The following is a 26,601-nucleotide window of genomic DNA, read 5'->3' as shown; positions in this document are numbered from 1 at the left end:
GCATCAGACACCAAGCACCGCATGGACGACGATCTCAATTCAAGACTCAAACCGCTGCGTGAGCGCATCGACGTGCTCGACGCGCAACTCATCGCGCTTCTGAATCAGCGCGCTTCCGTCGCGCTGGAAGTCGGCGAAGTGAAGAAGCATTTCAACGCGCCCGTGTTTCGTCCGGAGCGCGAGATGCAAGTCATCGCGCGCTTGCAGGAAATGAGCGACGGCCCGCTCGCCGACGAGCACATCGCGTCGATCTGGCGCGAGATCATGGCCGCGAGCCGCGCGCTCGAGCAGACCATCAGCGCCGCGTTCCTCGGTCCCGTCGGCACGTACAGCGAACAGGCGATGTTCGAGTACTTCGGGCATTCGATTCAGGGCGTGCCGTGCCCGTCCATCGACGAAGTCTTTCGCGCGGTCGAAGCGGGCGCGGCACAATACGGCGTCGTGCCGGTCGAGAATTCGGCGGAAGGCGCGGTGTCGCGCACGCTCGATCTGCTGTTGCAGACGTCGCTCGTGATCGGCGGCGAGCTCGCGTTGCCGATCCATCACAACCTGCTGACCGCGTCCGGCACGCTCGATGGCGTGACGCGCGTGTGCGCGCATCCGCAGGCGCTCGCGCAGTGCCAGCGCTGGCTGACCGCGAACGCGCCGCATCTGGAGCGCAAGGCGGTGTCGAGCAACGCGGAGGCGGCGCGCATGGCGGTCGAGGATCCGACCGTCGCGGCCATCGCCGGCGACCGCGCCGCGACGCACTACGGTCTCGGCGTGGTGTTCTCGATGATTCAGGACGATCCGCACAATCGCACGCGCTTCGCGATCATCGGCAAGCAGCCGACCGATTCGAGCGGTCACGATCAGACCTCGCTCATCGTCACGGTGAAGAACGAATCCGGCGCGGTGTTCAAGCTGCTGGAGCCGCTCGCGAAGCACGGCGTCTCGATGACGCGCTTCGAATCGCGTCCGGCCCGCTCGGGCACGTGGGAGTATTACTTCTATATCGACATCGAAGGCCATCGCGACGATCCGGCTGTGACCGCCGCGCTGGAGGAGCTGGGGCGCAAGGCCGCGTTCCTGAAGATCCTCGGCTCGTATCCTCGGGCTCGCTGATTCTGCTCGTTGCCGCCGCGTGCGATCGCGGCGGTCCGGTTTCCCTGCGTCGGACGACGCGTTTTTATCGATGTCCCGTGGCTGCGTTCTCTTTCAACAAACTGGTTATTTTCGGCGTCGGCCTGATCGGCGGATCGCTCGCGCGCGCGTTGCGTGAGCGCGCGGGGCTCGCGGGGCGTGTCGTCGGCGTGGGGCGCTCGGCTGCGTCGGTCGGACGCGCGATCGAGCTCGGCGTGATCGACGAAGCCGCCGCCCTCGACGACGACACCGCGCTGTCGAACGCGCTGCAAGACGCCGATATCGTGCTGCTCGCGGCGCCCGTCGCGCAGACCGAACCGCTGCTCGCGCGTCTCGCGCCGTTTCTCGATGCGCGGACCATCGTCACCGACGCCGGCAGCACGAAAACGGATGTCGTCGCCGCGGCGAAGCGGGCGCTGGGCGCGCGCGTCGCGCAGTTCGTGCCGGGGCATCCGATCGCCGGGCGCGAATCGAGCGGTGTGGATGCGGCGCTGCCGGAGCTTTACGTCGACCGCAACGTGGTGCTGTGCCCGCTGCCGGAAAACGCGGCGGACGACGTGGAACGCGTCGCGTCGATGTGGCGCGCGACGGGCGCCTGCGTGCGTGAGATGAGTGAGGCGCAGCACGATCGCGTGTTCGCGTCGGTGAGTCATTTGCCGCACGTGCTCTCGTTCGCACTCGTCGATCAGATTCTCGATACGCCCGACGCCGAACTGAAGTTCTCCTTCGCGGCGGGCGGTTTCCGCGATTTCACGCGCATCGCGGCTTCGAGCCCGGAAATGTGGCGCGATATCTGCCTCGCGAACCGCGCCGCGCTGCTCGCCGAACTCGACGATTACACCGCCGTGCTCGCGCGCTTTCGCGCGGCGATCGACGCATCGGATGGCGCGGCGCTCGAAGCCGCGTTCGCGCGTTCGCGCATCGCCCGGAAAGAATGGCAGGAACGCGGCGGCATCAAGCCTTCCAACGACGTCGCCGCGAAATAAGGACACACTATGGAACATCTCGATCTCGGACCTTTCTCCCGCGCGTCCGGCACGGTGCGCTTGCCCGGCTCGAAGAGCATTTCGAACCGCGTGCTCCTGCTCGCGGCCTTGTCGAGCGGCGAGACGTCGATCACCAATCTGCTCGATTCCGACGACACCCGCGTGATGATCGCCGCGCTCAAGGATCTCGGCGTCGATGTCCGCGAGGACGGCGAGCGCGTGATCATCGGCGGGACGGGCGGCGCGTTTCCGTCGAAATCGGCGGAGCTGTTTCTCGGCAACGCGGGCACGGCGGTGCGTCCGCTCACCGCGGCGCTCGCGGTCAACGGCGGCGAATATCGCGTGCACGGCGTGCCGCGCATGCACGAGCGGCCGATCGGCGATCTCGTCGACGGGCTGCGTCAGATCGGCGCGAAGATCGATTACGAGCTTAACGAAGGCTTCCCGCCGCTGAAGATCCACGCGGCGAAGATCGCGATCGACAAGCCCATCCGCGTGCGCGGCGACGTGTCGAGCCAGTTCCTCACCGCGCTGCTGATGAGCCTGCCCGTGGTCGAAGGCCGAAACGGTCCCGTTACGATCGAGATCGAAGGCGAACTCATCTCGAAGCCGTACATCGAAATCACGATCCGCCTGATGGAGCGCTTCGGCGTGACCGTCGAGCGCGACGGCTGGGCGAGTTTCACGGTTCCGGCCGGCGTGAGCTACAAGTCGCCGGGCGCGATCATGGTCGAAGGCGATGCGTCGTCGGCATCGTATTTCCTGGCGGCGGGCGCGATCGGCCACGGGCCGGTGCGCGTGGAAGGCGTCGGGCGCGCGAGCATTCAGGGCGACGTCGGTTTCGCGGATGCGCTGAATCGCATGGGCGCGAACGTCATGATGGGCGACGACTGGATCGAAGTGCGCGGCGTCGAGTCCGACGACGGCCGGCTCGCGCCCATCGACATGGATTTCAACCTGATTCCCGATGCCGCGATGACCATTGCCGTCGCCGCGCTCTTCGCGAGCGGCACGACGACGCTGCGCAATATCGCGAGCTGGCGCGTGAAGGAAACCGACCGCATCGCCGCGATGGCGGCCGAACTGCGCAAGGTCGGCGCGACGGTGGAAGAGGGCGCGGACTATCTCGTCGTCACGCCGCCCGCGGCGCTGAACGCCGGCGCCGCCATCGACACCTACGACGATCACCGCATGGCGATGTGCTTCTCGCTCGTGAGTCTCGGCGGCGTGCCGGTGCGCATCAACGATCCGAAGTGCGTCAACAAGACGTTCCCGGACTATTTCGACCGTTTTTCGACGCTCGTGAAAGCGTAACCGGAGCGCAGTACCGTGAAACGCGATGAATTCGACTTCCATGACCGTAATAACGGGCCAGACCGGCCAGATTCGATGAAACCGACCCGTCCATTCGACCCTACTCCAGTGATCACCATCGACGGGCCGACGGCGTCGGGCAAGGGCACCGTCGCGGCGATCGTCGCGGCGACGCTCGGCTTTCACCTGCTCGACAGTGGCGCGCTCTACCGGCTGGCGGCGCTCGCGAGCATCCGCTACGAGATCGAAAAGGACGACGCGCCCGGCCTTGCAAAACTGGTCGAAGCGCTCCATATCACGTTCCGCGAGGGGTGTGCGCAGCTCGACGGCGCGGACGTTTCCGGTGAAATCCGGCAGGAAGAAGTGGGCAACCGCGCCTCCGCGATCGCCGTTCATCCTGAAGTGCGTCAGGCGCTCGTCGCGCGCCAGCGGGCGTTTCGCAAACGCCCGGGGCTCGTCGCCGACGGCCGCGACATGGGCACCGTCATCTTCCCCGACGCCACGCTGAAGGTGTTTTTGACCGCGAGCGTCGAGGCGCGCGCGGCGAGACGGTATAAGCAATTGATGCAAAAAGGTTTTTCTGCTAGTATGGATGACTTGCTGCGCGATTTGCGTGCGCGCGACGACCGGGACATGAACCGGAGCGCCGCGCCGCTCAAGCCCGCGGCGGATGCGAAGACGCTGGACACCTCCGGTTTGTCGATCGATCAAGCGGTCGAACAGATCATCGGCTGGTACAGCGAAGTTCGCGTATAACGAAGCAAAGTAGAAGCGAAGTAGAAGTAAGGTGCTCCGTCGTAAGCGGAGCGTGTGTTAAACCCTTTAACCCCGTATGGCGTTGCGCTTCACAGGTTCATCCCGAACCACCGCGCAAAGGTCATGCAAATATCGATTTTTATGTCCGACCTGCAAACCTCCACCCCGAATACCGAATCCTTTGCGGCTCTGTTCGAAGAGTCGCTGACCAAGCAGGACATGCGCGCCGGCGAAGTGATCTCCGCCGAAGTCGTGCGTGTCGACCACAACTTCGTGGTCGTCAACGCTGGTCTCAAGTCCGAAGCCTATATTCCGCTCGAAGAATTCCTGAACGACGCGGGTGAAGTGGAAGTGCAGGCGGGCGACTTCGTTTCCGTCGCGATCGACGCGCTGGAAAACGGCTATGGCGACACCATTCTGTCGCGCGACAAGGCGAAGCGTCTGGCTTCGTGGCTGTCGCTGGAAAAGGCGCTGGACAACAACGAACTCGTGACCGGCACGATCACCGGCAAGGTCAAGGGCGGCATGACCGTGATGGTCAACGGCATCCGCGCGTTCCTGCCGGGTTCGCTCGTCGACACGCGTCCGGTCAAGGACACGACGCCGTACGAAGGCAAGACGCTCGAATTCCGCGTCATCAAGCTCGATCGCAAGCGTAACAACGTGGTGCTGTCGCGCCGCGCGGTCATCGAAGCGACGCAGGGCGAAGAGCGCGCGAAGCTGCTCGAAACGCTGAAGGAAGGCGCGATCGTCGAAGGCGTGGTCAAGAACATCACCGACTACGGCGCGTTCGTGGACCTCGGCGGCATCGACGGCCTGCTGCACATCACCGACATCGCATGGCGCCGTGTGCGTCACCCGTCGGAAGTCCTGTCGGTTGGCCAGGAAGTCACCGCCAAGATCCTCAAGTTCGACCAAGAGAAGAACCGCGTCTCGCTCGGCATCAAGCAGCTCGGCGACGATCCGTGGGAAGGCATTTCCCGCCGCTACCCGTCGGGCACGCGCCTGTTCGGCAAGGTCACCAACATCACCGACTACGGCGCATTCGTCGAAGTGGAATCGGGCATCGAAGGCCTGGTCCACGTGTCGGAAATGGACTGGACCAACAAGAACGTTGCGCCGTCGAAGGTTGTCCAGCTGGGCGACGAAGTCGAAGTCATGGTTCTCGAAATCGACGAAGACCGCCGCCGTATCTCCCTCGGCATGAAGCAGTGCAAGCCGAATCCGTGGGATGACTTCAGCCGCAACTTCAAGAAGGGCGACAAGATCAGCGGCGCCATCAAGTCGATCACCGACTTCGGCGTGTTCATCGGTCTGCCTGGCGGCATCGACGGTCTGGTTCACCTGTCGGACCTGTCGTGGTCGGAAGCTGGCGAAGAAGCTGTCCGCAAGTACAAGAAGGGCGACGAAGTCGAAGCCGTGGTTCTGGGCATCGACGTCGAGAAGGAACGCATTTCGCTCGGCATCAAGCAGCTCGAAGGCGATCCGTTCAGCAACTTCGTGGCGATCAACGACAAGGGCGCAATCGTCGATGGCGTCGTGAAGTCGGTCGATCCGAAGGGTGCTGTCGTCACGCTGAACGCGGACGTCGAAGGCTACCTGCGTGCTTCGGAAATCGCACAAGACCGCGTGGAAGATGCGCGCAACGTGCTGAAGGAAGGCGACAAGGTCAACGCGATGATCATCAACATCGATCGTAAGTCGCGTGGCATCAACCTGTCGATCAAGGCGAAGGATTCGGCCGAACAGCAGGAAGCCATGCGCAACCTGCAGGGCGACTCGAACGCCGCCGCGACCGGCACGACCAACCTCGGCGCGCTGCTCAAGGCCAAGCTCGACGGCCAGAACAGCTAAGCCCTTAACGGCACAGCTGCAGTATGACCAAATCGGAATTGGTCGCCCAGTTGGCGTCGCGATTTCCGCAACTTGTCCTCAAGGATGCGGATTTCGCGGTGAAGACGATGCTCGATGCGATGTCGGAGGCCCTGGCCAACGGTCACCGCATCGAGATTCGCGGCTTCGGCAGCTTCGGGCTCAATCGTCGTCCGTCACGTGTCGGGCGCAATCCCAAGTCGGGTGAGAAGGTGTTGGTGCCGGAGAAATTCGTGCCGCACTTCAAGCCAGGCAAGGAGTTGCGCGAACGCGTCGATGGTCGCGCGGGCGAGCCGCTGAAGATGTCGAATGACGACGATGCCGACGATCTCTGATCGGCGCGCATCCCACTGATGATCCTTTGGATTGGTCAGTTCGCGGCGTCCGGCCACGAGGCAATCGACCAGGAAAGCACCCTTCGGGGTGCTTTTTTTATGCGCGGCGTTTCCGGCGCGACGGGTGCGTTGCTTGCTAAAAGCTCGTGCGCGGAACCGGCGACTGCCTGCGTTCATGAGCATCAATTACAATACCGGTCACTTTGACCTGGGTGTTCAACCGCGCAGGCCCGACCGGAGAGGGAAGGCCGTCTGGTGCAACCGCTCTTGCGAGACCCTACATGAAATTCATCGTCTGGCTGATCCGCATTCTGGTTTTCGTGCTGCTTTTGGTGCTGGCGCTTGCCAATACCCAGACCGCGACGCTGAACTTCCTCGCGGGCTACGCGTGGCAAGCGCCGCTGATTCTGATCGGCCTCGCGTTTTTCGTCGTGGGATTGCTGGCGGGGCTCGTCTCCGCGGTGCCGGCGATGCTGCGCCTGCGCATGGAGAACGGGCGGCTGAGGCGCGAACTGCGCGTCGCGCGGGAAACGCCGGTGGTGAAGGAAGAGCTGCCGATGCCGCCGCTCATCTGACGTGGCGCGCAAGCAGACACCCAACATTCAACGACTAAACGCATGGATCTAGACTTCTGGTGGCTGCTCGTCATCCCCGTCGCCTTCGCGCTGGGGTGGATGGCATCCCGCTATGACCTGAAAACGCTGCTGTCCGAGAATGCGAACCTGCCGCGCTCGTACTTTCGCGGCCTCAATTTTCTGCTGAACGAACAACACGACAAGGCGATCGATGCGTTCATCGAGGTCGCCAAGCTCGATCCCGAAACCATCGAACTGCACTTCGCGCTCGGCAACCTGTTCCGCCGCCGCGGCGAGACGGACCGCGCCATTCGCGTGCATCAGAATCTGCTGAGCCGAGCCGACTTGCCGGTCGCCGAACGTGACCACGCGCTTTACGAGCTCGGGCAGGACTTCCTGAAGGCGGGCCTGCTCGATCGCGCGGAGGAAACCTTCAAGTCGCTGAACGCGGGCGAGTATTCGCTCGGCGCGCAGCGCGCGCTGCTCACCATCTACGAAATCGAGAAGGACTGGCCGAAGTCGATTACGACCGCCGAGCAGATCGAAAAGATGGGTGCGCCATCGCTGCATATGGAAATCGCGCATTTTCATTGCGAACTCGCCCAGGAAGCCTTGCAGCGCAAGAATCCGGATGGCGCGCGCGCCGAGCTGAAGCTCGCGCTGGCGTCGAACCCGGACAACGTGCGCGCGACGATCCTCGCGGGCGATGTCGAAGCCGCCGCGGGCAACGTCGGTGCGGCGATCGCGCACTGGAAGCGCGTCGAGGAGCAGAACGAGGCGTATCTGCCGCTCGTTGCCGAAAAGCTGATGAAGGGGTACGCCGCGCTCGGGCGCAAGGACGAGGGCGTCGATCTGCTGATCGATTACGCGACCCGCTATCCGTCGAACGATTTGCTCGATGTCGCGTACAAGCACGTGCAGGAGTTGCGCGGTCTGGAAGCGGCGCACGAACTCGCGCGCAAGCAGATGCAGAGCGCGCCGAATCTCGCGGGCATGACGCGCCTGCTCGAAGCGCAGGAAGCGACGGCCGAAGAGCCGCGCCGCGGCGAACTCGAACTGATGCGTAATCTGGTGAAACAGCGCACCAAGAATCTGCCTCGCTACACGTGTCAAACTTGCGGATTCCGCGCGCGGCTATTCTATTGGCAATGTCCCGGCTGCAGCGGCTGGGAGACGTACGCGCCGCGTCGCGTCGAGCCGATCACGAGCTCGGTCTGAGCCCGCGCGCGGCAAGCATGCAATCGGGCGGCGCGTGAATGCGCCGCATCCGCCACCGCCATTTCAGGAACCACCGGAAAGCGTATGAAAGTAACCATCGTCGGCACCGGTTACGTCGGTCTTGTGACCGGCGCGTGTCTCGCCGAAATCGGCAATGACGTGTTTTGCGTGGACGTCGATCCGCGCAAGATCGAAATTCTCAACAATGGCGGCGTGCCGATCCACGAACCCGGCCTCCAGGAAATGCTGAGGCGCACGCGGGCGGCGGGCCGCATCCAATTTTCAACCGACGTGAAAGCGAGCGTCGAGCACGGCGACATCCAGTTCATCGCGGTGGGTACGCCGCCCGACGAAGACGGCTCCGCGGATCTGCAATACGTACTTGCGGCGGCGCGCAACATCGGCAAGTATTCGAACGGGTTCAAGGTGATCGTCGACAAGTCGACGGTGCCGGTTGGCACGGCGCTGCAGGTGAAGCGCGTCGTCGAGGAGGAGTTGAAGGCGCGCGGGCTCGAGGGCTCGGAGAAGCACGGCTTTTCGGTCGTGTCGAATCCGGAGTTCCTGAAAGAAGGCGCGGCCGTCGACGACTTCATGCGCCCGGACCGCATCGTGATTGGCATCGACGACGACCGCGCGGGCGATCTCGCGCGCGAGAAGATGAAGCGTCTCTACGTGCCGTTCAACCGCAATCACGAGCGTACGCTGTACATGGACGTGCGCTCGGCGGAGTTCACGAAGTACGCCGCCAACGCGATGCTCGCCACGCGCATCTCGTTCATGAACGACCTGTCGAACCTCGCGGATACCGTCGGCGCCGATATCGAATCGGTGCGGCGCGGCATCGGCTCCGATCCGCGTATCGGCTATCACTTCCTGTACGCGGGTTGCGGCTACGGCGGCTCGTGCTTCCCGAAGGACGTGCAGGCGCTCGCGCAGACGGCGCGCGAGAACGGCAAGACGCTGCGCATTCTCGAAGCGGTCGAAGCGGTCAATAGCGATCAGAAGGAAGTGCTCGTCAACAAGATCGTGAAGCGCATGGGCGAGGATCTGCGCGGGCGCACGTTCGCCGTGTGGGGCCTCGCGTTCAAGCCCAATACCGACGACATGCGCGAGGCGTCGAGCCGGCGCATCATCGAGGCGCTGCTGCAGCGCGGCGCCACGGTGCGCGGCTACGATCCCGTCGCGCGCGAGGAGGCCGAGCGCGTGTTCGCGCTCGATCTCGCGGATCGCCCCGAGGACATGAAACGCCTGCAGTTCGTGAAGACGCAGCAGGACGCGCTGACGGGGGCGGATGCGCTCGTCATCGTGACCGAATGGAAGGAATTCAAGAGCCCCGATTTCGGGCACTTGAAGAGCGCGCTGAAGACGCCGGTGATCTTCGATGGCCGCAATCTGTATGAACCGGAATCGATGACCGAGATGGGCATCGACTACTATGCAATAGGACGTCCCCATGTCGAACTCGACCGCAACGGCTCTCGTGTCTAACGCCGATATTCCCGTCGTGCCGCTCGCGCGCATTTCGGCGGCGCGCGTGCTGGTGGTGGGCGACGTCATGCTCGACCGCTACTGGTTCGGCGATGTCAACCGCATCTCGCCCGAAGCGCCGGTTCCGGTGGTGCACGTGCAGAGGAAGGAAGATCGTCTGGGGGGCGCGGCCAACGTCGCGCGCAATGCGGCGGCGCTCGGCGCGCAGGCGGGGCTTTTGTGCGTGGTCGGCCACGACGAGCCCGGTGAGCGCGTCGTCGAGCTGCTCACCGAAAGCAAGGTCGCGGCGCATCTGGAGCGCGATCCCGAGCTGCTCACGACGATCAAGCTGCGCGTTTTGTCGCGCCAGCAGCAACTGCTGCGCGTCGATTTCGAGAACACGCCGAATCACGAAGTGCTGCGCGCTTGCCTCGCACGCTTCGCGGAGATCCTGCCGCAACACGACGTGATCCTCATGTCCGATTACGCGAAGGGCGGCCTCACGCACGTCACGCAGATGATCGCCGACGCGAAGCGCGCCGGAAAGCCCGTGCTCGTCGATCCGAAGGGCGATGACTGGGACCGCTATCGTGGCGCCACGCTCATCACGCCGAACCGCGCCGAACTGCGCGAAGTGATCGGGCAATGGAAGTCCGAGGAAGACCTGCACGAGCGCGTGACGAAGCTGCGCGAGAAACTCGATCTCTCCGCGCTGCTGCTCACGCGCTCGGAAGAGGGCATGACGCTCTTCACGGAGAACCAGGTGTTGCACACATCGGCCGAGGCACGCGAAGTGTATGATGTCTCGGGCGCAGGCGACACCGTCATCGCAACGGTCGCGACCATGCTGGGCGCGGGCGTGCCGCTCGTCGACTCGATCGTCTATGCGAACCGCGCGGCGGGCATCGTCGTGGGCAAGCTCGGGACGGCGACCGTCGACTACAACGAACTCTTCGCCTGACCTTATCCGACATATCGCCATGACCATCATCGTTACCGGCGCTGCCGGATTCATCGGCAGCAATATCGTCAAGGCGCTCAACGAGCGTGGCGAGAACCGCGTGATCGCGGTCGACAACCTCACGCGCGCCGACAAGTTCAAGAATCTCGTCGATTGCGAGATCGACGATTACCTCGATAAAACCGAGTTCGTCGAGCGCTTCAAGCGCGGCGATTTCGGCCGCGTGCGCGCGGTCTTTCATGAAGGCGCCTGTTCGGACACGATGGAAACCGACGGCCGCTACATGATGGACAACAATTTCCGCTACAGCCGCGACGTGATGGATACGTGCCTCGCGCAAGGCGCGCAGTTCCTGTATGCGTCATCGGCGGCCACGTATGGCGGGTCGAGCCGTTTCGTCGAGGAGCGCGAAGTCGAGAAGCCGCTCAACGTCTACGGTTATTCGAAGTTCCTCTTCGACCAGATCGTGCGGCAAGTGCTGCCGAAGGCGAAAAGCCAGATCGTCGGCTTTCGCTACTTCAACGTGTACGGACCGCGCGAGACGCACAAGGGCCGCATGGCGTCGGTCGCGTTCCACAACTTCAACCAGTTCCGCTCGGAAGGCAAGGTCAAGCTCTTCGGCGAATACAACGGCTATGCCGCCGGCGAGCAGACGCGCGATTTCATCTCGGTCGAAGATGTCGTGAAGGTGAACCTGTTCTTCTTCGATCATCCGGAGAAGTCGGGCATCTTCAATCTCGGCACGGGGCGCGCGCAGCCGTTCAACGATATCGCGTCGACGGTGGTGAACTCCTTGCGCGCGCTGGACGGCGAGGCTTCGCTGTCGCTCGCGGAGCTCGTGCAGCGCGGGCTGATCGAGTACGTTCCTTTCCCCGATGCACTGCGCGGCAAGTACCAATGCTTCACGCAGGCGGACCAGTCGAAGCTGCGCGCGGCGGGTTACGACGCGCCGTTTCTGACGGTTCAGGAAGGCGTCGATCGCTACGTGCGTTGGCTATTCGGCCAGCTATAAACGCGTTTCGAGTCTCTCTACACTGGGTCTCGCGGTCGGCACTGTCGCCGGCCGGTTCTTCACGGAGACTCAGTCATGTTCAAGCAGGCACTCTCGTCGATCGCCGCGTTCGCGCTCATCTTTTCCATCGGTAGCGCGTTCGCGGCCGTCGACGTCAATACCGCCAGTTCCGATGCGCTGCGAGGCATCAAAGGCATTGGCCCGGCGAAGGCGAAAGCCATTCTCGACGAACGTCAGGCACACGGCCCCTTCAAGGACGCCAACGATCTCAGCACGCGCGTGAAGGGCATGGGCGGCAAGACTGTCCAACGTCTCGAAGCGGAGGGGCTGACGGTCGGCGCCGCGCCGAAGACGGCGGCGGCCGCCACGTCCGGTAACGCCGCACCGCCTGGCGCTGCGAACTCGGCTGTCGCGACGCCGGTTTCGGCGTCCACCTCGGCCAAGCCTGTCGTCGTGAAGAAATAAGCGATGACTCAGGGGCGCGCCACGGCGCACGGCGCGCCATCGATCTCCTTCAGCCTTCGGATGTTTAGGCTCCCCGCGGCTTGCCTCCCCGCGGGGCTTTTTGCGTGCGCGGGCGGCGCGCACGCGAGGCATCGGATCTGTCATTTGACTTTCGGCCGCGCGCGGCAAACCATCCGCGTATCAGGGGTGCGACGGCATCGACGGGACCGCTGGGCTACAATCGACGCATCCCTACATCGAAATCCCGCCGCGGACGCGTTCTGCGGCGAGAATGGAATCCGCTCCGCATATGGCTTACATGACTATCGAAGACACGGTCGGCAACACGCCGCTCGTGCAACTCGTCCGCGTCGTGGACGACGAAATCCGCAGCCGCAACAACGTCGTGCTGGGCAAGCTGGAAGGCAATAATCCGGCGGGCTCGGTGAAGGACCGCCCGGCCCTGTCGATGATCAGGAAAGCTGAGGAGCGCGGCCGCATCAAGCCGGGCGACACGCTGATCGAAGCGACGAGCGGCAATACCGGCATCGCGCTCGCGATGGCCGCCGCGATGCGCGGCTACAAGATGGTGCTGCTCATGCCGGAAGACCTGTCGATCGAGCGGCGTCAAAGCATGGCCGCCTATGGCGCGGAGATCGTGCTCACGCCGGTGACGGGCGGCATGGAATACGCGCGCGATCTGGCCGATCAGATGCAGCGCGACGGCAAGGGCATCATCCTCGACCAGTTCGCGAACCTGGACAATCCGCTCGCGCATTACGAAGGCACCGGCCCCGAGCTGTGGAAGCAGACGGAAGGCCGCATCACGCACTTCGTGTCGTCGATGGGCACGACCGGCACGATCATGGGCGTGTCGAAGTATCTGAAAGAACAGGATCAGAAGATCGAGATCATCGGCGCGCAGCCGGAAGAAGGCTCGCGCATTCCGGGCATCCGCAAGTGGCCGGAAGCCTATCTGCCGAAGATCTTCGACCGCAGCCGCGTGGATCGCGTGGAGAACGTGAGTCAGGCGGCGTCCGAAGCAATGGCGCGGCGCCTCGCGTCAGTCGAAGGCATTTTCGCGGGCATCTCGTCGGGCGGTGCGTGCGAAGTCGCGCTGCGCATCGCACGGCAGGTCGAGAACGCGACGATCGTTTTCATCGTCTGCGATCGCGGGGACCGCTATCTGTCGACGGGTGTATTCCCGGCCTGATAGCGCGATTTTCGCTCGCTCAATGAGAAAACCCCGGCAGGCCGGGGTTTTTGCTTTCAGCGCTGGCGTCGCGTCACTGCGAATTCGCGCCGGTGTCGCCCGCCATCATGCGCGCCTTCACGGCCTCGCCGAGTTGATACACCGCGAGCGCGTAGAAGAAGCTGCGGTTATAGCGCGTGAGCACGTAGAAGTTCTTCAGCCCGAGCGTGTATTCGGTCGCGCGGCCCGGCGTCGGCAGATCGACGACGGTGAGCGGGGTCGGCGCTTCGGCCGCGATGTCGAGGCGCGGCTCGTCGAGCAGCATGCCGGCCTTCGTCAACTGCCCGAGCGACCATTTCGGCTCCGGAGAGCCATCGGCCGCCGCCTGCGCGATGCCCTGGCTGCCGACATCGCCGGCGATGCGCCACACGACCGGCCGGCCCGGCTGCCAGCCGTTCTGCTTCAGATAGTTCGCCACACTGCCGATGGCATCCGCCTGGCTCGTGCGCAGATCGATGCGGCTGTTGCCGTCGAAATCGACCGCGTATTGCACGATGCTGCTCGGCAGGAACTGCGGAATGCCGATCGCGCCGGTGTACGAACCGAGCACGCTCGTCGGGTCGATCTGCGAGTCGCGGGTCCAGACGAGCAGGTCTTCCAGATTCTTGCGGAAGGTCGCCATGCGTTCGGCGCGGTTCGGCGTGTTCGGGTAATCGAAGGTGAGCGTGGTCAATGCGTCGAGCGCGCGGAAGTTGCCCATGTACTTCCCGTAGATCGTCTCGACGCCGATGATCCCGACGATGACCTCCGGCGGCACGCCGAACTGCGCGGCCGCGCGCTGAAGCGTTGCCTGGTTCGCGCGCCAGAACTTCACGCCCGCATTGATGCGCACAGGCTCGATGAAGCGCGACTGATACGCGCGCCAGTTCTTGGCCTGTGGCGTGGGCGAGGGCAGAACGAGCTTGGCCGCCGTCGCCGAATAGCTCACGCGGCTGAACAGGTCGTGCAGCGCGGAGGAATCGAAGTCGTAGCGCGCGACCATGTCGTTGATGAACGCATCGACATTCGGGTTGTTCGCGTAGCGCTGCGGCACGATCTCTTCTTCGAACACCTGCCCCTGCGGCGTCGCATTTTGCGGCTGCTGCGACTGCGCAAAGGCACTGTTGAATGAGAGAAAGCCGAACGCGCAGACGAGGGAAACAAGGAGTGCGCGCTTTGCCGGCTTGAATGGGGCCGTGAAGTCGAACGGAGCAAACGGGAAAGTCATAGTGTGCGTGGTTGGGGCGGTTTGGGTGACGCCGGAGCGCGGGCGGTGACATGCCTGTGAATTGAATCGAACCGCAACGATCCGCAACGATTCTCAACGAAACGCAACAGCCTGCAGCGTGCCTCGCGCAAGTGCTCGGCCGGCAAGGCGTCGGGGCAGTATAACCGACGCTTCGCGCACGTATCGCCCGTGTGACAGGGGGAAGGCGGACGTGCCGAACGGTGTGGTAACTTAACGTCAAATGCGCGGCGCGTGGTCGCGTATGACGAAAAAACACGAGACGAGAGCCGACAAAAGCGGCATTGCGAGACATCATGGCCACGGGCTTCTACTCCCACCCCGACTGCCTTCAGCACGACAACGGCCAGTGGCATCCCGAATGCCCGGCGCGTTTGCAGGCGATCGAAGATCAACTGATCGCGAGCCGGATCGATGCGCTCATCGAGCGCGAGGAAGCGCCGCTCGCCGAGGAAACCGAACTCGCGCGCGTTCACACGCAGGCGCACATCGACTACATCAAGAGCCGCACGCCTGAATCGGGGAGAAGCGAGCTCGACCCGGATACGTCGATGTGCCCGGAATCCTATCGCGCGGCTCTGCGCGCGGCGGGCGCGGCGATCGCGGCCACCGATGCGGTGATCGAAGGGCGCTACGACAACGCGTTCTGCAGCGTGCGCCCGCCGGGCCATCACGCCGAGCCCGCGCGCGCCATGGGTTTCTGCCTGTTCAACAACGTCGCGATCGCCGCGCGTCATGCGCTCGAGGTGCATGGCTTGCAGCGCGTCGCGATCGTCGATTTCGACGTGCATCACGGCAACGGCACCGAGGCCGCGTTTTCCGGCGACTCGCGTGTGCTGATGTGCAGCTTCTTCCAGCATCCGTTCTATCCGTTCAGCGGCGCCGACAATCACGCGTCGAACATGGTCAACGTGCCACTGCCCGCGCGCACGAAAGGCATGCAGGTGCGCGAGGTCGTCGACATGATGTGGCTGCCGCGGCTCGAGGAATTCAAGCCGCAGATGATCTTCGTCTCCGCCGGCTTCGATGCGCATCGCGAAGACGACATGGCCAACATGGGCCTCGTCGAGGACGATTACGCGTGGATCACCGAGCAGATCCGCGCGGTGGCCAAACGTCATGCGCAGGGGCGCATCGTGAGTTGCCTGGAAGGCGGATATAACCTGTCGGCGCTGGGACGCAGCGTTGTCGCGCATCTGCGGGTGCTCGCGGAGATCTGAGCGCCGCCGGCCGGCGCGGGCGGCGCGCTACGCGTGCGGTAAACTGAATGCTTCGCCAGCCTAGGGCTCGGAGGACGCTCCGATCGGCCATCCGGCCGATCGGAGCGCCGCGACGCCGCACGTCATTCAAATCATGAACACGCCTTCCGCGGATCCGGTCGATTCCGGTTTGATTCCATCCTCACGTCCGCGTTGCCTCGTCATCTATCACTTTTTCGAGAAAGACGAGACGTATGTAAAAAACCTCGCGCACTTTCTACTGTTCGGTTACGACGAGGAGAGCGATTTCCTGATCGTGATAGCAGGCGCGCACAGTATCGCCCTGCCGCAGCGGCACAACGTCCGCTATCTTTTCAGCGAAAACAGGAACAACGACTACGGTGGCTATTGCGACGCCATTCAGGCGCTCGGCGATCAGGTTCTGAGTTACGACTACGTTTTCTTCGTGAATTCGTCGGTACGCGGACCTTTCGTGCCGCCCCTGTGCAAAGCGCGCTGGCAGGAGATCTACCTGGATCGTTTCGACGAGGAAATCGCGCTGATCGGACCGACGATCAATATATTGTCGGCCAGGTCTCATCATTCCAGCCGCTACAGGGCGAAGTTCGGTGGAAGCGAGCCGTTTTCGCACGTGCAGACCACGGCGTACGCGATGCCGCGTCGCGTGCTGGCTTATCTGCGCGAAAGGAATTTTTATTCGGTCACGGCCCCGATGGGCAAAGGTGACGTGATCGAGAACTACGAGATCAGATTGTCGCAACTGTTGTTGGACAATGGCTGGAATATCAGCGCCCTGCTGCCGGAATACGCCGCGCTCGACTACCGGAAGGAACACGCGAATATCAATCCGGTGGCGTTGAGCGGCGATGCCAATCTTCCGTCGTGCTACTTCGGCAGATCGGCGCATCCGTTCGAAGTCCTGTTTGTCAAAGCCAATCTCGACATTTTCAAAGAGGACTACCTGGATCGGCTGGCTTACAGCTCGCTATGCGCACGGCGGCCTTCGTTCGAGTGGCGCGACGGGGCGATCGTCGATCAATATCGCGCGCTGCTCGAGTCGCTCGCGAGCCGAACCGACATCGTGCCCATCTCCCTTCAATCGATGAACGTGCAAGACATCATGGCCTTGACGGAAGCGATGATCACCCAATTTCCAGTGGCACGAGCGCATCTGCGCATGCTGCTCGACCGCAGCGACGGGCAATGAGCGGCGCGTAGCGTGCCTCCAAATTGCCCCGAGTAATAAAAACATCGGAATTCATTATTAAAGGGAATGAACCCGCTCCGGTAAAATTGCGGCGACCGGCGCCTGGAACGGGTGCCGGCGTCAACGCGAGCGGCGGCGGGCGGCGCGGGTGCGACTCATCCCGTGAAGCCTCCCGCCGCTTGCATTTTGATGCTCGTCTTATGAGCAACTCATGATCGAAATACGCAATCTCTCACAACGCTTCGCGGGACCCCGAGGCTGGGTCGAAGCGCTGCACAACGTCAATCTGACGATTCCCGCCGGCGAAGTGTTCGGCATCATCGGGCGCAGCGGTGCGGGCAAAAGCACGCTGGTGCGCACCATCAATCTGCTGACGCGGCCGAGCGAAGGCAACGTGATCGTCGACGGACGCGATCTCACGACGCTCGGCGCGGATGATCTGCGCGCCGCGCGCCGCGACATCGGCATGATCTTTCAGCACTTCAATCTGCTGAGCTCGCGCACCGTGTTCGACAACGTCGCGCTGCCGCTCGAGCTCGCGGGCAAGAAGCGCGCGGAGATCGAAGCGGCCGTGCTGCCGCTGCTCGATCTCGTCGGCCTCACGACACACAAGGACAAGTATCCAGCGCAGATCAGCGGCGGGCAGAAGCAGCGCGTGGGCATTGCGCGGGCGCTCGCGAGCAATCCGAAAGTGCTGCTTTCCGATGAAGCCACGTCCGCGCTCGATCCGGAAACCACGCGCGCGATTCTCGATCTGCTGCGCAGGATCAATCGCGGGCTCGGTCTCACGATCGTGCTCATCACGCACCAGATGGAAGTGATCAAGCAGGTCTGCGATCGCGTCGCGGTGCTCGACGCGGGGCGCGTGGTGGAAGAGGGCAATGTCGTCGATGTCTTCATGCAGCCGCATCACGACGTCACGCGCGCGCTGCTCGGCGATGTGATCGCGCACGAGTTGCCGCCCGCGTTGAAGGCGCGCGTCACCGAGCGCCTGAAGACCGGCAGCGGCCATTTGCTGCGGCTCGCGTTCTCGGGCTCGGGCGTCGATCAGCCGATTCTCTCGGAGACGATCCGCCGTTACGAGCTCGACTTCAACATCCTGCACGGCCAGATCGACGAGATCCAGGGGCAGGCGTTCGGTTCGCTCGCGGTGCTGGCGGGCGGTCAACCGGTGAAGATCGCCGAGGCGATCGGGTATCTGCGTGCTCAAGGTGTCGTTGTGGAGGAGTTGTCCCATGTTGAGTGAAATGTTCGACATGTTCGTGCAGTCGTTCTGGGAAACGCTGATCATGGTCGGCATCTCGGGGCTCGTCGGGGCGGCAGTCGGCTTGCCGCTCGGCGTGCTGCTCTATCTCACCGATCGCGATGGCGTGCTGCGCAACGTCGGCGTGAATCGCGTGCTCGGCGGCATCGTCAATGCGGTGCGCTCGACGCCGTTCATCATCCTGCTCGTCGCGGTGATTCCGTTCACGCGTCTCGTCGTCGGGTCGTCGATCGGAACGGCCGCCGCGGTCGTGCCGCTGACCATCGCCGCCGCGCCGTTCATCGCGCGGCTCGTCGAAACCGCGCTGCGCGAAGTGGATCGCGGTCTGATCGAAGCCGCGCAGGCGATGGGCGCGACCACGAGCCAGATCGTCTTCAAGGTGCTGTTGCCGGAATCGCTGCCCGGTGTCGTCGCGGGTTTGACGATCACGTTCGTGTCGCTCGTCGGCTATTCCGCGATGGCGGGCGCGATCGGCGGCGGCGGGCTCGGCGATCTCGGCATCCGCTATGGTTATCAACGCTTCCTGCCGGAAGTGATGATCACGGTTGTCGTGATCCTCATCGTGTTCGTTCAACTCGTGCAGTCGTTCGGCGACTGGCTCGTTCGCCGTCTCAGCCACAAATAACCACTCGAAAAATCATGCAACGTCGATTCATTCTCAAATTCGCTGCCGCGCTCTTGAGCGCAACCTTGTTCAACGGCGTCGCGCACGCCGACGAAGCCATCAAGATGGGCGTGACGGGCGGCCCGCACGCGCAGATCATGGAGGTCGTGAAGCAGGTCGCCGCAAAGAACGGCCTGAAGATTACGGTCGTCGAGTTCTCCGACTACGTGCAGCCGAACGCCGCGCTCGCCGCGGGCGATCTCGACGCAAACAGCTATCAGCACTTGCCGTATCTCGACGCGCAGGTGAAGGATCGCGGATACAAGCTCATCAAGGTCGCCGACACAGTGACGTTCCCCATGGGCTTCTACTCGAAGAAGCTCAAGTCGCTGTCGGCGCTCGGCAACGGCGCGCGCATCGCGGTGCCGAACGATCCGACCAACGGCGGGCGCGCACTGCTGCTGCTGCAGAAGCAGGGCCTCATCAAGCTGCGCGCGGACGCGGGCCTGAAGGCGACGCCGATCGATATCGTCGAGAACCCGAAGAAGCTGAAGATCGTCGAACTCGACGCGGCGCAAATCCCGCGTTCGCTGGATGACGTGGATGCCGCCGCCATCAACACCAACTTCGCGATGGAGGCGGGCCTGAAGCCGAAGTCCGACGCGATTGCGATCGAGGATCCGCGCGGTCCGTATGTGAACATCATCGCGATCCGCGCCGCCGACAAGGACAAGCCGTGGGTCGGCAAACTGATCGCGGCCTATCATTCGCCAGAGGTGAAGCAGTTCGTCGAAGGCAAATATGCGGGAGCGGTGATCACCGCCTGGTAATCGTTTTCAGCGGCCGATTCGGGTTTTCGTGGATATAAATAGAACGATCGTTCGATAAAAATAAGCCCATACCTATTGCGGGATGACCCGGTCCCCCCCGGAGATGGAGGGGACAGCGGACGCGTCACTCGTATAATGACGCTGGGTTGACGTAATCGTAACTTTGGAGCGTGTGCATGAAAATTCTGGTGCCAGTCAAGCGCGTGGTCGACTACAACGTGAAGGTCCGTGTGAAGTCGGATAACACGGGTGTCGATATCGCCAACGTGAAGATGTCGATGAACCCGTTCGACGAGATCGCCGTGGAAGAGGCGGTGCGTCTGAAGGAAGCGGGTGTCGCTACGGAAGTGATCGCCGTGTCGTGCGGCGTGACGCAGTGTCAGGAGACGTTGCGTACGGCTTTGGCCATCGGCGCGGATCGCGCGATTCTGGTCGAAAGCGCTGATGAATTGCAGCCGCTCGCGGTCGCGAAGATTCTCAAGGCATTGGTCGATCAGGAAAAGCCTGAGCTCGTGATTCTCGGCAAGCAGGCCATCGACGATGATTCGAACCAGACCGGCCAGATGCTCGCCGCGCTGGCGGGCCTGCCGCAAGCGACGTTCGCATCGAAGGTCGTGATCGCGGACGGCAAGGCCACGGTGTCGCGTGAAGTCGATGGCGGCGCGGAAACGCTGTCCCTGAAGCTGCCCGCGGTGGTAACCACGGACCTGCGCCTGAACGAGCCGCGTTACGTGACGCTGCCGAACATCATGAAGGCGAAGAAGAAGCCGCTGACGACGGTGAAGCCCGCTGATCTGGGCGTTGACGTCGCACCGCGCCTGAAGACGCTGAAGGTCACGGAGCCGCCGAAGCGCAGCGCCGGCATCATGGTGCCGGACGTGAAGACGCTGGTCGAGAAGCTCAAGACCGAAGCCAAGGTGCTGTAAAGGAGACGCGAGAAAATGACGATTCTGGTAATTGCGGAACACGACAACGCGTCGATCAAAGCAGCGACGCTGAACACGGTTGCAGCTGCGTCGAAGATCGGCGGTGACATCCATGTGCTGGTCGCGGGTTCGAACGCGCAAGGCGCGGCGGACGCGGCGGCAAAGATCGCAGGCGTGGCGAAGGTGCTGCTGGCCGATGCGCCTCAACTCGCCGATGGCCTCGCGGAGAATGTCGAAGGCACGGTGCTGAACATCGCGAAGGACTATTCGCACATTCTTGCGCCCGCGACGGCTTACGGTAAGAACATCGCGCCGCGCATCGCCGCGCATCTGGATGTCGCGCAAATCAGCGACATCACCGCCGTCGACAGCGCCGACACCTTCGAGCGCCCGATCTACGCGGGCAACGCCATCGCGATCGTTCAGTCGATCGATCCGATCAAGGTCATCACCGTTCGCTCGACGGGCTTCGATCCGGTTGCGGCCGAAGGCGGCAGCGCGGCGGTCGAAAAGATCGAAGCCGCAGCCGATGCGGGCATCTCGCAGTTCGTGAGCCGCGAAGTCACGAAGCTCGATCGTCCGGAACTGACGAGCGCGACGATCATCGTGTCGGGCGGCCGGGGTCTCGGCAGCGGCGAGAACTACACGAAGACGCTCGAGCCGCTGGCGGACAAACTCGGCGCGGCGCTGGGCGCATCGCGCGCGGCAGTCGATGCGGGCTATGTCCCGAACGACTTTCAGGTCGGTCAAACCGGCAAGATCGTCGCGCCGCAACTGTACGTGGCCGTCGGCATCTCGGGCGCGATTCAGCACTTGGCCGGTATGAAAGACTCGAAGGTCATCGTCGCGATCAACAAGGACCCGGAAGCGCCGATCTTCAGCGTGGCGGACTATGGTCTCGTCGGCGATCTGTTCACGCTCGTGCCGGAACTGGTGAAAGAGCTTGGCTAATCGCGCTGTGTGAGTCGAACACTCGCAATAAATAAAGCGAAAGGGCGCGACATACGTTGCGCCCTTTTTTTGTACCGAAATAGGTGAAAGCGGAGGAGACAACACGATGAGCTATAGCGCCCCGGTCAAGGACATGCTGTTCGTGGTGAAGGAACTGGCCGATATCGACAGCATCGCTGCGCTGCCCGGTCACGAGGACGCGGGCTTCGACACCGCGCAGGCCGTCGTCGAGGAAGCCGCGCGTTTTTGCGGCGAAGTCATCGCGCCGTTGAACGTCGCGGGCGACCGCGATCCGAGCGTCTGGGCGAACGGTGAAGTCACGACGACGCCCGGATTCAGGGACGCGTTCCGTCAGTTCGGGGAAGGCGGCTGGCAAGGCGTCGTGCATCCGGCCGAGTTCGGCGGGCAGGAACTGCCGAAGCTCATCGCGACGCCGTGCATCGAGGCGCTCAACTCGGCGAATCTCTCCTTCGCGTTGTGTCCGCTGCTCACCGACGGCGCGATCGAAGCGCTCCTGACCGCTGGCAGCGACGAACAGAAAGCGCAATATCTGCCGAAGTTCATCTCGGGCGAATGGACCGGCACGATGAACCTCACCGAGCCGCAGGCCGGCTCAGATCTCGCGCTCGTGCGCACGCGAGCCGAGCCGCAGGGCGACGGCACGTTCAAGGTCTTCGGCACGAAGATCTTCATCACGTACGGCGAGCACGACATGGCGAAGAACATCGTGCACCTGGTGCTCGCGCGCACGCCGGATGCGCCCGAAGGCGTGAAGGGCATCTCGCTCTTTCTCGTGCCGAAGTTCATGGTGAACGAAGACGGCTCGCTCGGCGCGCGCAACGACGTGCATTGCGTATCGATCGAGCACAAGCTCGGCATCAAGGCGAGCCCGACGGCCGTGCTGCAATACGGCGATCACGGCGGCGCGATCGGCTATCTGATCGGCGAGGAGAATCGCGGCCTCGAGTACATGTTCATCATGATGAACGCGGCGCGCTTTGCCGTTGGCATGCAGGGCGTCGCGATTGCCGAGCGCGCGTATCAGCAGGCCGTCGCGTATGCGAAGGAGCGCGTGCAGAGCCGTCCGGTCGATGGCAGTGCGAAAGAGCCGGTCACGATCATCCATCATCCCGACGTGCGCCGCATGCTCTCGACGATGCGCGCCTACACCGAAGGCGCCCGCGCGCTCGCGTACGTCGCGGCGGCGCACAGCGATCTCGCGCACGGCCATCCGGATGACGACGCGAAGAGGAGCCATCAGGCGATCTACGAGTATCTCGTGCCGATCGTGAAGGGCTTCAGCACGGAGATGTCCGTCGATGTCGCGAGCCTGGGCGTGCAGGTGCATGGCGGCATGGGCTTCATCGAGGAGACGGGCGCGGCACAGCATTATCGCGATGCGCGCATTCTGCCGATCTACGAAGGCACGACGGCGATTCAGGCGAACGATCTCGTGGGCCGCAAAACCGTGCGTGACGGCGGCAAGGCTGCGCAGGCGTTGCTCGCGCAGATCGACCAGACCATCGCGGCGCTCGCCGAAGTGGATGGCCAGCCGTACAAGTCGATGCATCGGCACTTAAGCGCGGGAAGCTTGTCGCTCGCGCGCTCGATCGAGTTCATCGTCGCGAAGTTCAAGAGCGATCCGAACGCGGTGTTCGCGGGCAGCGTGCCGTATCTGCGGCTCGCGGGCATCGTGTTGTCGGGATGGCAGATGGCGCGCGCGATGCTCGTCGCCCATGCGAAGCGCGCGGACGACGAACGCTTCTATTCCGCGAAGATCGCGACGGCCGAGTTCTTCGCCGAGCACATCCTGTCGCATGCGCCTGGGATCGAGGCGTCGATCATCAGCGCGAACGGCAAGGAAGGCGTGCTCGCGCTGAGCGAAGACCAGTTCTAAAAACGACAAAGGCGCCGCGAGGCGCCTTTGCTTTTTCGTGCGTCGGATGAATTACGCGTTCGCGTATCCAGGACGCGTATTCACGCCGACATCGCCGAAGTAGCGATGCACCGACAGGTCGTCCGCGCGGATCGCGGGCTGCTTGCCGGACATCAGATCCGCGAGCAACTGGCCGGAGCCGCACGACATCGTCCAGCCGAGCGTGCCGTGTCCCGTGTTGAGGAACAGGTTCGGCACCGGCGTACGGCCGACGATCGGCGTGCCGTCCGGCGTCATCGGGCGCAGGCCGGTCCAGAACGTGGCGCTCGCGGTGTCGCCGCCGCCGGGGAACAGGTCGTTTACGCACATTTCGAGCGTTTCGCGGCGCGCGTTCTTCAGCTTCTTGTCATAACCGACGATCTCCGCCATACCGCCCACGCGGATGCGGTCGTCGAAACGCGTGATTGCGATCTTGTACGTTTCGTCGAGCACGGTCGACACCGGCGCGCGGTTCGTATCGACGATCGGCGCGGTGATCGAATAGCCCTTCAGCGGATAGACCGGAATCTTGATCAGATCGCCGAGCAGCTTCGGCGAGTACGAACCGAGCGCGACGACGTAGGAGTCTGCCGTCACCAGCTCCTTGCCGCAGTGCACGCCCGCGATGCGGCCGTTGGCGACGGCGAGCGCATCGATCGACGTGTTGTAGCGGAACTTCACGCCCAGCGCTTCGGCCATGGCGGCGAGGCGCGTCGTGAACATCTGGCAGTCGCCGGTTTCGTCGTTCGGCAGACGCAGACCGCCCGTCAGCTTGTGCGAAACGGCGGCGAGCGCCGGCTCGGCCTTCTTCAGCTCGTCGGCGGTGAGCAGTTCGAACGGCACGTTGGCGTCTTTCAGAACCGCGATGTCCTTGCCCGCGCCGTCGAATTGCTGTTGCGTGCGGAAGAGTTGCAGCGTGCCGCCGGTGCGGCCTTCATAGTGAATGCCGGTGTCCGCGCGCAAGGCTTGCAGGCAGTCGCGGCTGTATTCGGCGAGGCGCACCATGCGGCCCTTGTTCACCGTGTAGCGATCCTGCGTGCAGTTGCGCAGCATTTGCCACATCCATTGCAGCTGGTTCATCGTACCGTCCAGGCGGATGGCGAGCGGCGCATGCTTCTCGAACATCCACTTGACGGCCTTGAGCGGCACGCCAGGCGCGGCCCAGGGCGATGCGTAACCGGGGGAGATCTGTCCGGCATTGGCGAAACTCGTTTCGAGGGCGGGTCCGGCCTCGCGGTCGATGACCGTGACTTCGTGGCCGGCGCGAGCAAGGTAGTACGCGCTCGTCACGCCAACGACGCCGCTTCCAAGAATAACGATTCGCATGTGATCTCCAGTTCGATTTCGCTGGACAGCCTGCCAAACCTGCGACACTCTGTCCGTCTAGTGTTATCGACTATAGTATTGAGATCAAAGCAGTTTTAGTTATTGTATTTGGAAGATTTTCAGGAAAAACAAATGCGAACACAGCGAAATCCGGTCCGCGCGCTCGACAAGCTCGATCACAAGATCCTGAACCTCCTTCAGGAGGACGGCCGCATCGCGATGAAGGACCTCGCGGAGCGCGTCGGATTGTCGGTGACGCCGTGCATCGAGCGCGTGAAGCGCATGGAGCGCGACGGCGTCATCACGGGCTATTACGCGCGCGTGAACCCGGCGGAACTGGGCGCGGCGCTGCTGGTTTTCGTCGAGATCACACTCGCCCACAAGAGCGGCAACATGTTCGAGCAGTTCCGGCGCGAGGTGCAGAAGATCCCGGAGGTGCTCGAATGCCATCTGGTGTCCGGTGACTTCGACTATCTGATCAAGGCGCGTATCGGTGAGATGGCGGACTATCGCAAATTGCTCGGCGATATCCTGCTGCAGTTGCCGGGCGCGGTGCAGTCGAAGAGTTATGTGGTGATGGAAGAGATCAAGGAGACGCTCAAGATTCTCGTGGAGACGTGATTTTTCGCTTGCGATGAAGATGCGATACTGTATATTTATACAGTATCAATCGCTGGATTTTCGTCGCAATGTCATCGCCCGATCGTGAGTATCCCGTCGCACCGCCGGCTCCGTTGAAGGGGCGCGGCGCGGTCACGAACATGCAGGGCCGCTACGAAAAAGACGAGCGCGAACGCGTTGACGATGGCTGGCAACACGTCGCCGATCCCGAGAATGAAGGCGCGCCGCCGTTGCGCACGCAGGTTTTCGAGGAACGCGCGAAGAGCATCCTCACGCGCAACAGCTCGCCGGACATTCCGTTTACCGCGTCGCTTAATCCGTATCGCGGCTGCGAGCACGGCTGCATTTACTGCTTTGCACGCCCCACGCACAGCTATCTCGGACTTTCGCCGGGACTCGATTTCGAAAGCCGCATCTACGCGAAGATCAACGCACCCGACCTGCTCGAGCGCGAACTGGCGAAACCGAACTACGAACCCGATCCGATCGCGCTCGGCGTGAATACGGATTCCTATCAACCGGTTGAGCGCGAACTGCAGCTCACGCGACGCGTGATTCAGATCCTTCACGACTGCGGGCATCCGTTCGCCGCTATCACGAAATCGTCGCTGATCGAACGCGACATCGACCTGCTTGCGCCGATGGCCGAGCGTGGCCAGGTAATGGCGGCGATTACCGTCACAACGCTCGACGCCGACATCGCGCGTACGCTGGAACCGCGCGCGGCAACGCCGTCGCGGCGTCTGCGCACGATTCGCACGCTTGCCGAAGCCGGCATTCCGGTGGGCGTGAGCATCGCGCCGATCATTCCGTTCGTGACTGAACAGGATATGGAGCGTGTGCTGGAAGCGTGTGCGGAAGCGGGCGCGACGAGCGCGAGCTATATCGTGCTGCGTCTGCCGTGGGAAGTGGCGCCGCTCTTCAAGGACTGGCTGGCCGCGCATTTTCCCGATCGGGCGGATCGCGTGATGAGCCGCGTGCGCGACATGCGCGGCGGCAAGGACTACGACTCGAACTTCGCCACGCGGATGAAAGGCGACGGCCTCTGGGCCGATATGCTCAAGCAGCGCTTTCAGAAGGCAACCAGGCGTCTCGGACTGAACGCGCGGCAGCGCGGCATTCTCGACATGTCCGAGTTTCAGCGGCCGGCAAAGCATGCCGCACCGCCCGCCAGCCCTCAGCTCGATCTCTTCTGACG

Annotated in this window: 25 protein-coding genes; 23 read left to right on the top strand and 2 right to left on the bottom strand. The window is 63.2% G+C overall.

The genetic code is table 11. The annotated features are described in order from the left end of the window. Positions 1-21 precede the first annotated feature (21 nt). The 13 genes from pheA (at position 22) to cysM (ending at position 13,275) form a co-directional block, all read left to right on the top strand. Positions 22-1,104 (top strand): prephenate dehydratase, encoded by a 1,083-nt coding sequence (pheA, locus tag AC1Z32_RS24270; protein WP_483481264.1) that lies wholly within the window; start codon positions 22-24, stop codon positions 1,102-1,104. A gap of 77 nt (positions 1,105-1,181) precedes the next feature. Next, positions 1,182-2,108 (top strand): prephenate dehydrogenase, encoded by a 927-nt coding sequence (locus tag AC1Z32_RS24265; RefSeq protein WP_483481262.1) that lies wholly within the window; start codon positions 1,182-1,184, stop codon positions 2,106-2,108. A gap of 9 nt (positions 2,109-2,117) precedes the next feature. Next, a complete protein-coding gene (gene aroA, locus AC1Z32_RS24260) occupies positions 2,118-3,422 on the top strand; it encodes a 3-phosphoshikimate 1-carboxyvinyltransferase (protein ID WP_483481260.1) in 1,305 nt (434 codons plus the stop codon). Between the two features lie 75 nt (positions 3,423-3,497). Then, positions 3,498-4,178, top strand: a complete 681-nt coding sequence (gene cmk / locus AC1Z32_RS24255; protein WP_483481732.1) for a (d)CMP kinase — start codon at positions 3,498-3,500, stop codon at positions 4,176-4,178. A gap of 123 nt (positions 4,179-4,301) precedes the next feature. Then, positions 4,302-6,032 carry a 30S ribosomal protein S1 gene (gene rpsA / locus AC1Z32_RS24250; RefSeq protein ID WP_483481258.1) on the top strand — a complete coding sequence of 577 codons (1,731 nt, stop codon included), beginning with the start codon at positions 4,302-4,304 and terminating at the stop codon, positions 6,030-6,032. Positions 6,033-6,055: 23 nt separating this feature from the next. After that, complete coding sequence (locus AC1Z32_RS24245; protein WP_061179516.1) at positions 6,056-6,385, top strand: integration host factor subunit beta; 330 nt, start codon at positions 6,056-6,058, stop codon at positions 6,383-6,385. Between the two features lie 281 nt (positions 6,386-6,666). After that, entirely contained in the window at positions 6,667-6,960 is a 294-nt protein-coding gene (locus AC1Z32_RS24240) for a LapA family protein (protein WP_483481256.1), read from the top strand. 42 nt (positions 6,961-7,002) lie between these two features. Continuing rightward, positions 7,003-8,178 carry a lipopolysaccharide assembly protein LapB gene (lapB, locus tag AC1Z32_RS24235; protein ID WP_483481254.1) on the top strand — a complete coding sequence of 392 codons (1,176 nt, stop codon included), beginning with the start codon at positions 7,003-7,005 and terminating at the stop codon, positions 8,176-8,178. Between the two features lie 84 nt (positions 8,179-8,262). Then, positions 8,263-9,666 carry a UDP-glucose dehydrogenase family protein gene (locus AC1Z32_RS24230; protein WP_483481252.1) on the top strand — a complete coding sequence of 468 codons (1,404 nt, stop codon included), beginning with the start codon at positions 8,263-8,265 and terminating at the stop codon, positions 9,664-9,666. Next, entirely contained in the window at positions 9,632-10,606 is a 975-nt protein-coding gene (gene rfaE1, locus AC1Z32_RS24225; RefSeq protein WP_483481250.1) for a D-glycero-beta-D-manno-heptose-7-phosphate kinase, read from the top strand. The genes AC1Z32_RS24230 and rfaE1 overlap by 35 nt, the downstream gene beginning before the upstream one ends. A 19-nt stretch (positions 10,607-10,625) precedes the next feature. Continuing rightward, a complete protein-coding gene (rfaD, locus tag AC1Z32_RS24220; protein ID WP_483481248.1) occupies positions 10,626-11,618 on the top strand; it encodes an ADP-glyceromanno-heptose 6-epimerase in 993 nt (330 codons plus the stop codon). A gap of 75 nt (positions 11,619-11,693) precedes the next feature. Further along, positions 11,694-12,083, top strand: a complete 390-nt coding sequence (locus AC1Z32_RS24215) for a ComEA family DNA-binding protein (protein ID WP_483481246.1) — start codon at positions 11,694-11,696, stop codon at positions 12,081-12,083. 289 nt (positions 12,084-12,372) lie between these two features. After that, the gene (cysM, locus tag AC1Z32_RS24210; RefSeq protein WP_483481244.1) at positions 12,373-13,275 is read left to right on the top strand and encodes a cysteine synthase CysM; all 903 of its coding nucleotides are present in this window, start codon (positions 12,373-12,375) and stop codon (positions 13,273-13,275) included. 73 nt (positions 13,276-13,348) lie between these two features. Here cysM and mltB read toward each other — a convergent pair whose 3' ends face one another. Next, a complete protein-coding gene (mltB, locus tag AC1Z32_RS24205; protein ID WP_483481242.1) occupies positions 13,349-14,521 on the bottom strand; it encodes a lytic murein transglycosylase B in 1,173 nt (390 codons plus the stop codon). Positions 14,522-14,835: 314 nt separating this feature from the next. Between mltB and AC1Z32_RS24200 the strand changes: the two genes are divergently transcribed. The 8 genes from AC1Z32_RS24200 (at position 14,836) to AC1Z32_RS24165 (ending at position 23,438) form a co-directional block, all read left to right on the top strand. Next, positions 14,836-15,759, top strand: a complete 924-nt coding sequence (locus AC1Z32_RS24200; RefSeq protein WP_483481240.1) for a histone deacetylase family protein — start codon at positions 14,836-14,838, stop codon at positions 15,757-15,759. A 295-nt stretch (positions 15,760-16,054) separates the two neighbouring features. Next, on the top strand, positions 16,055-16,966 hold the full coding sequence (locus tag AC1Z32_RS24195; RefSeq protein WP_483481238.1) for a hypothetical protein: 912 nt from the start codon (positions 16,055-16,057) through the stop codon (positions 16,964-16,966). A 211-nt stretch (positions 16,967-17,177) separates the two neighbouring features. After that, positions 17,178-18,212 (top strand): methionine ABC transporter ATP-binding protein, encoded by a 1,035-nt coding sequence (locus AC1Z32_RS24190; protein WP_483481236.1) that lies wholly within the window; start codon positions 17,178-17,180, stop codon positions 18,210-18,212. Continuing rightward, complete coding sequence (locus AC1Z32_RS24185) at positions 18,202-18,855, top strand: methionine ABC transporter permease (protein ID WP_062606152.1); 654 nt, start codon at positions 18,202-18,204, stop codon at positions 18,853-18,855. The genes AC1Z32_RS24190 and AC1Z32_RS24185 overlap by 11 nt, the downstream gene beginning before the upstream one ends. Positions 18,856-18,869: 14 nt before the next feature. After that, on the top strand, positions 18,870-19,664 hold the full coding sequence (locus AC1Z32_RS24180) for a MetQ/NlpA family ABC transporter substrate-binding protein (protein WP_483481234.1): 795 nt from the start codon (positions 18,870-18,872) through the stop codon (positions 19,662-19,664). 176 nt (positions 19,665-19,840) lie between these two features. After that, positions 19,841-20,590: an electron transfer flavoprotein subunit beta/FixA family protein gene (locus tag AC1Z32_RS24175; RefSeq protein WP_062606148.1), complete on the top strand. Its 750-nt coding sequence runs from the start codon at positions 19,841-19,843 to the stop codon at positions 20,588-20,590. Positions 20,591-20,605: 15 nt separating this feature from the next. Next, on the top strand, positions 20,606-21,541 hold the full coding sequence (locus tag AC1Z32_RS24170) for an electron transfer flavoprotein subunit alpha/FixB family protein (protein ID WP_483481232.1): 936 nt from the start codon (positions 20,606-20,608) through the stop codon (positions 21,539-21,541). 106 nt (positions 21,542-21,647) lie between these two features. Then, positions 21,648-23,438 (top strand): acyl-CoA dehydrogenase, encoded by a 1,791-nt coding sequence (locus AC1Z32_RS24165; RefSeq protein WP_483481230.1) that lies wholly within the window; start codon positions 21,648-21,650, stop codon positions 23,436-23,438. Positions 23,439-23,489: 51 nt separating this feature from the next. Here AC1Z32_RS24165 and AC1Z32_RS24160 read toward each other — a convergent pair whose 3' ends face one another. Then, positions 23,490-24,782 carry a D-amino acid dehydrogenase gene (locus AC1Z32_RS24160; RefSeq protein ID WP_483481228.1) on the bottom strand — a complete coding sequence of 431 codons (1,293 nt, stop codon included), beginning with the start codon at positions 24,780-24,782 and terminating at the stop codon, positions 23,490-23,492. A gap of 132 nt (positions 24,783-24,914) precedes the next feature. On the opposite strand from AC1Z32_RS24160, the gene AC1Z32_RS24155 reads away from it, so the two are divergent. Continuing rightward, the gene (locus AC1Z32_RS24155) at positions 24,915-25,403 is read left to right on the top strand and encodes a winged helix-turn-helix transcriptional regulator (protein ID WP_483481226.1); all 489 of its coding nucleotides are present in this window, start codon (positions 24,915-24,917) and stop codon (positions 25,401-25,403) included. Positions 25,404-25,471: 68 nt separating this feature from the next. Continuing rightward, positions 25,472-26,599: a PA0069 family radical SAM protein gene (locus AC1Z32_RS24150; RefSeq protein ID WP_483481224.1), complete on the top strand. Its 1,128-nt coding sequence runs from the start codon at positions 25,472-25,474 to the stop codon at positions 26,597-26,599. Positions 26,600-26,601 lie beyond the last annotated feature (2 nt).

The organism is Caballeronia sp. 11_S32, from assembly GCF_056930355.1.
Note: the sequence above shows the minus strand (reverse complement) of the source record. Positions and strands in the feature narration are given on the sequence as shown.

Bases quoted from the DNA above. Each gene is read 5' to 3' on its own strand.
- AC1Z32_RS24185 (WP_062606152.1), top strand. From the start codon at position 18,202: ATGTTGAGTGAAATGTTCGACATGTTCGTGCAGTCGTTCTGGGAAACG.
- cmk (WP_483481732.1), top strand. From the start codon at position 3,498: ATGAAACCGACCCGTCCATTCGACCCTACTCCAGTGATCACCATCGAC.
- AC1Z32_RS24200 (WP_483481240.1), top strand. From the start codon at position 14,836: ATGGCCACGGGCTTCTACTCCCACCCCGACTGCCTTCAGCACGACAAC.
- AC1Z32_RS24230 (WP_483481252.1), top strand. From the start codon at position 8,263: ATGAAAGTAACCATCGTCGGCACCGGTTACGTCGGTCTTGTGACCGGC.
- rfaE1 (WP_483481250.1), top strand. From the start codon at position 9,632: ATGTCGAACTCGACCGCAACGGCTCTCGTGTCTAACGCCGATATTCCC.
- AC1Z32_RS24190 (WP_483481236.1), top strand. From the start codon at position 17,178: ATGATCGAAATACGCAATCTCTCACAACGCTTCGCGGGACCCCGAGGC.
- pheA (WP_483481264.1), top strand. From the start codon at position 22: ATGGACGACGATCTCAATTCAAGACTCAAACCGCTGCGTGAGCGCATC.
- AC1Z32_RS24245 (WP_061179516.1), top strand. From the start codon at position 6,056: ATGACCAAATCGGAATTGGTCGCCCAGTTGGCGTCGCGATTTCCGCAA.
- rpsA (WP_483481258.1), top strand. From the start codon at position 4,302: ATGCAAATATCGATTTTTATGTCCGACCTGCAAACCTCCACCCCGAAT.
- AC1Z32_RS24175 (WP_062606148.1), top strand. From the start codon at position 19,841: ATGAAAATTCTGGTGCCAGTCAAGCGCGTGGTCGACTACAACGTGAAG.
- aroA (WP_483481260.1), top strand. From the start codon at position 2,118: ATGGAACATCTCGATCTCGGACCTTTCTCCCGCGCGTCCGGCACGGTG.
- AC1Z32_RS24170 (WP_483481232.1), top strand. From the start codon at position 20,606: ATGACGATTCTGGTAATTGCGGAACACGACAACGCGTCGATCAAAGCA.
- AC1Z32_RS24160 (WP_483481228.1), bottom strand. From the start codon at position 24,782: ATGCGAATCGTTATTCTTGGAAGCGGCGTCGTTGGCGTGACGAGCGCG.
- AC1Z32_RS24240 (WP_483481256.1), top strand. From the start codon at position 6,667: ATGAAATTCATCGTCTGGCTGATCCGCATTCTGGTTTTCGTGCTGCTT.
- AC1Z32_RS24215 (WP_483481246.1), top strand. From the start codon at position 11,694: ATGTTCAAGCAGGCACTCTCGTCGATCGCCGCGTTCGCGCTCATCTTT.
- rfaD (WP_483481248.1), top strand. From the start codon at position 10,626: ATGACCATCATCGTTACCGGCGCTGCCGGATTCATCGGCAGCAATATC.
- cysM (WP_483481244.1), top strand. From the start codon at position 12,373: ATGGCTTACATGACTATCGAAGACACGGTCGGCAACACGCCGCTCGTG.
- AC1Z32_RS24150 (WP_483481224.1), top strand. From the start codon at position 25,472: ATGTCATCGCCCGATCGTGAGTATCCCGTCGCACCGCCGGCTCCGTTG.
- AC1Z32_RS24180 (WP_483481234.1), top strand. From the start codon at position 18,870: ATGCAACGTCGATTCATTCTCAAATTCGCTGCCGCGCTCTTGAGCGCA.
- lapB (WP_483481254.1), top strand. From the start codon at position 7,003: ATGGATCTAGACTTCTGGTGGCTGCTCGTCATCCCCGTCGCCTTCGCG.
- AC1Z32_RS24165 (WP_483481230.1), top strand. From the start codon at position 21,648: ATGAGCTATAGCGCCCCGGTCAAGGACATGCTGTTCGTGGTGAAGGAA.
- mltB (WP_483481242.1), bottom strand. From the start codon at position 14,521: ATGACTTTCCCGTTTGCTCCGTTCGACTTCACGGCCCCATTCAAGCCG.
- AC1Z32_RS24155 (WP_483481226.1), top strand. From the start codon at position 24,915: ATGCGAACACAGCGAAATCCGGTCCGCGCGCTCGACAAGCTCGATCAC.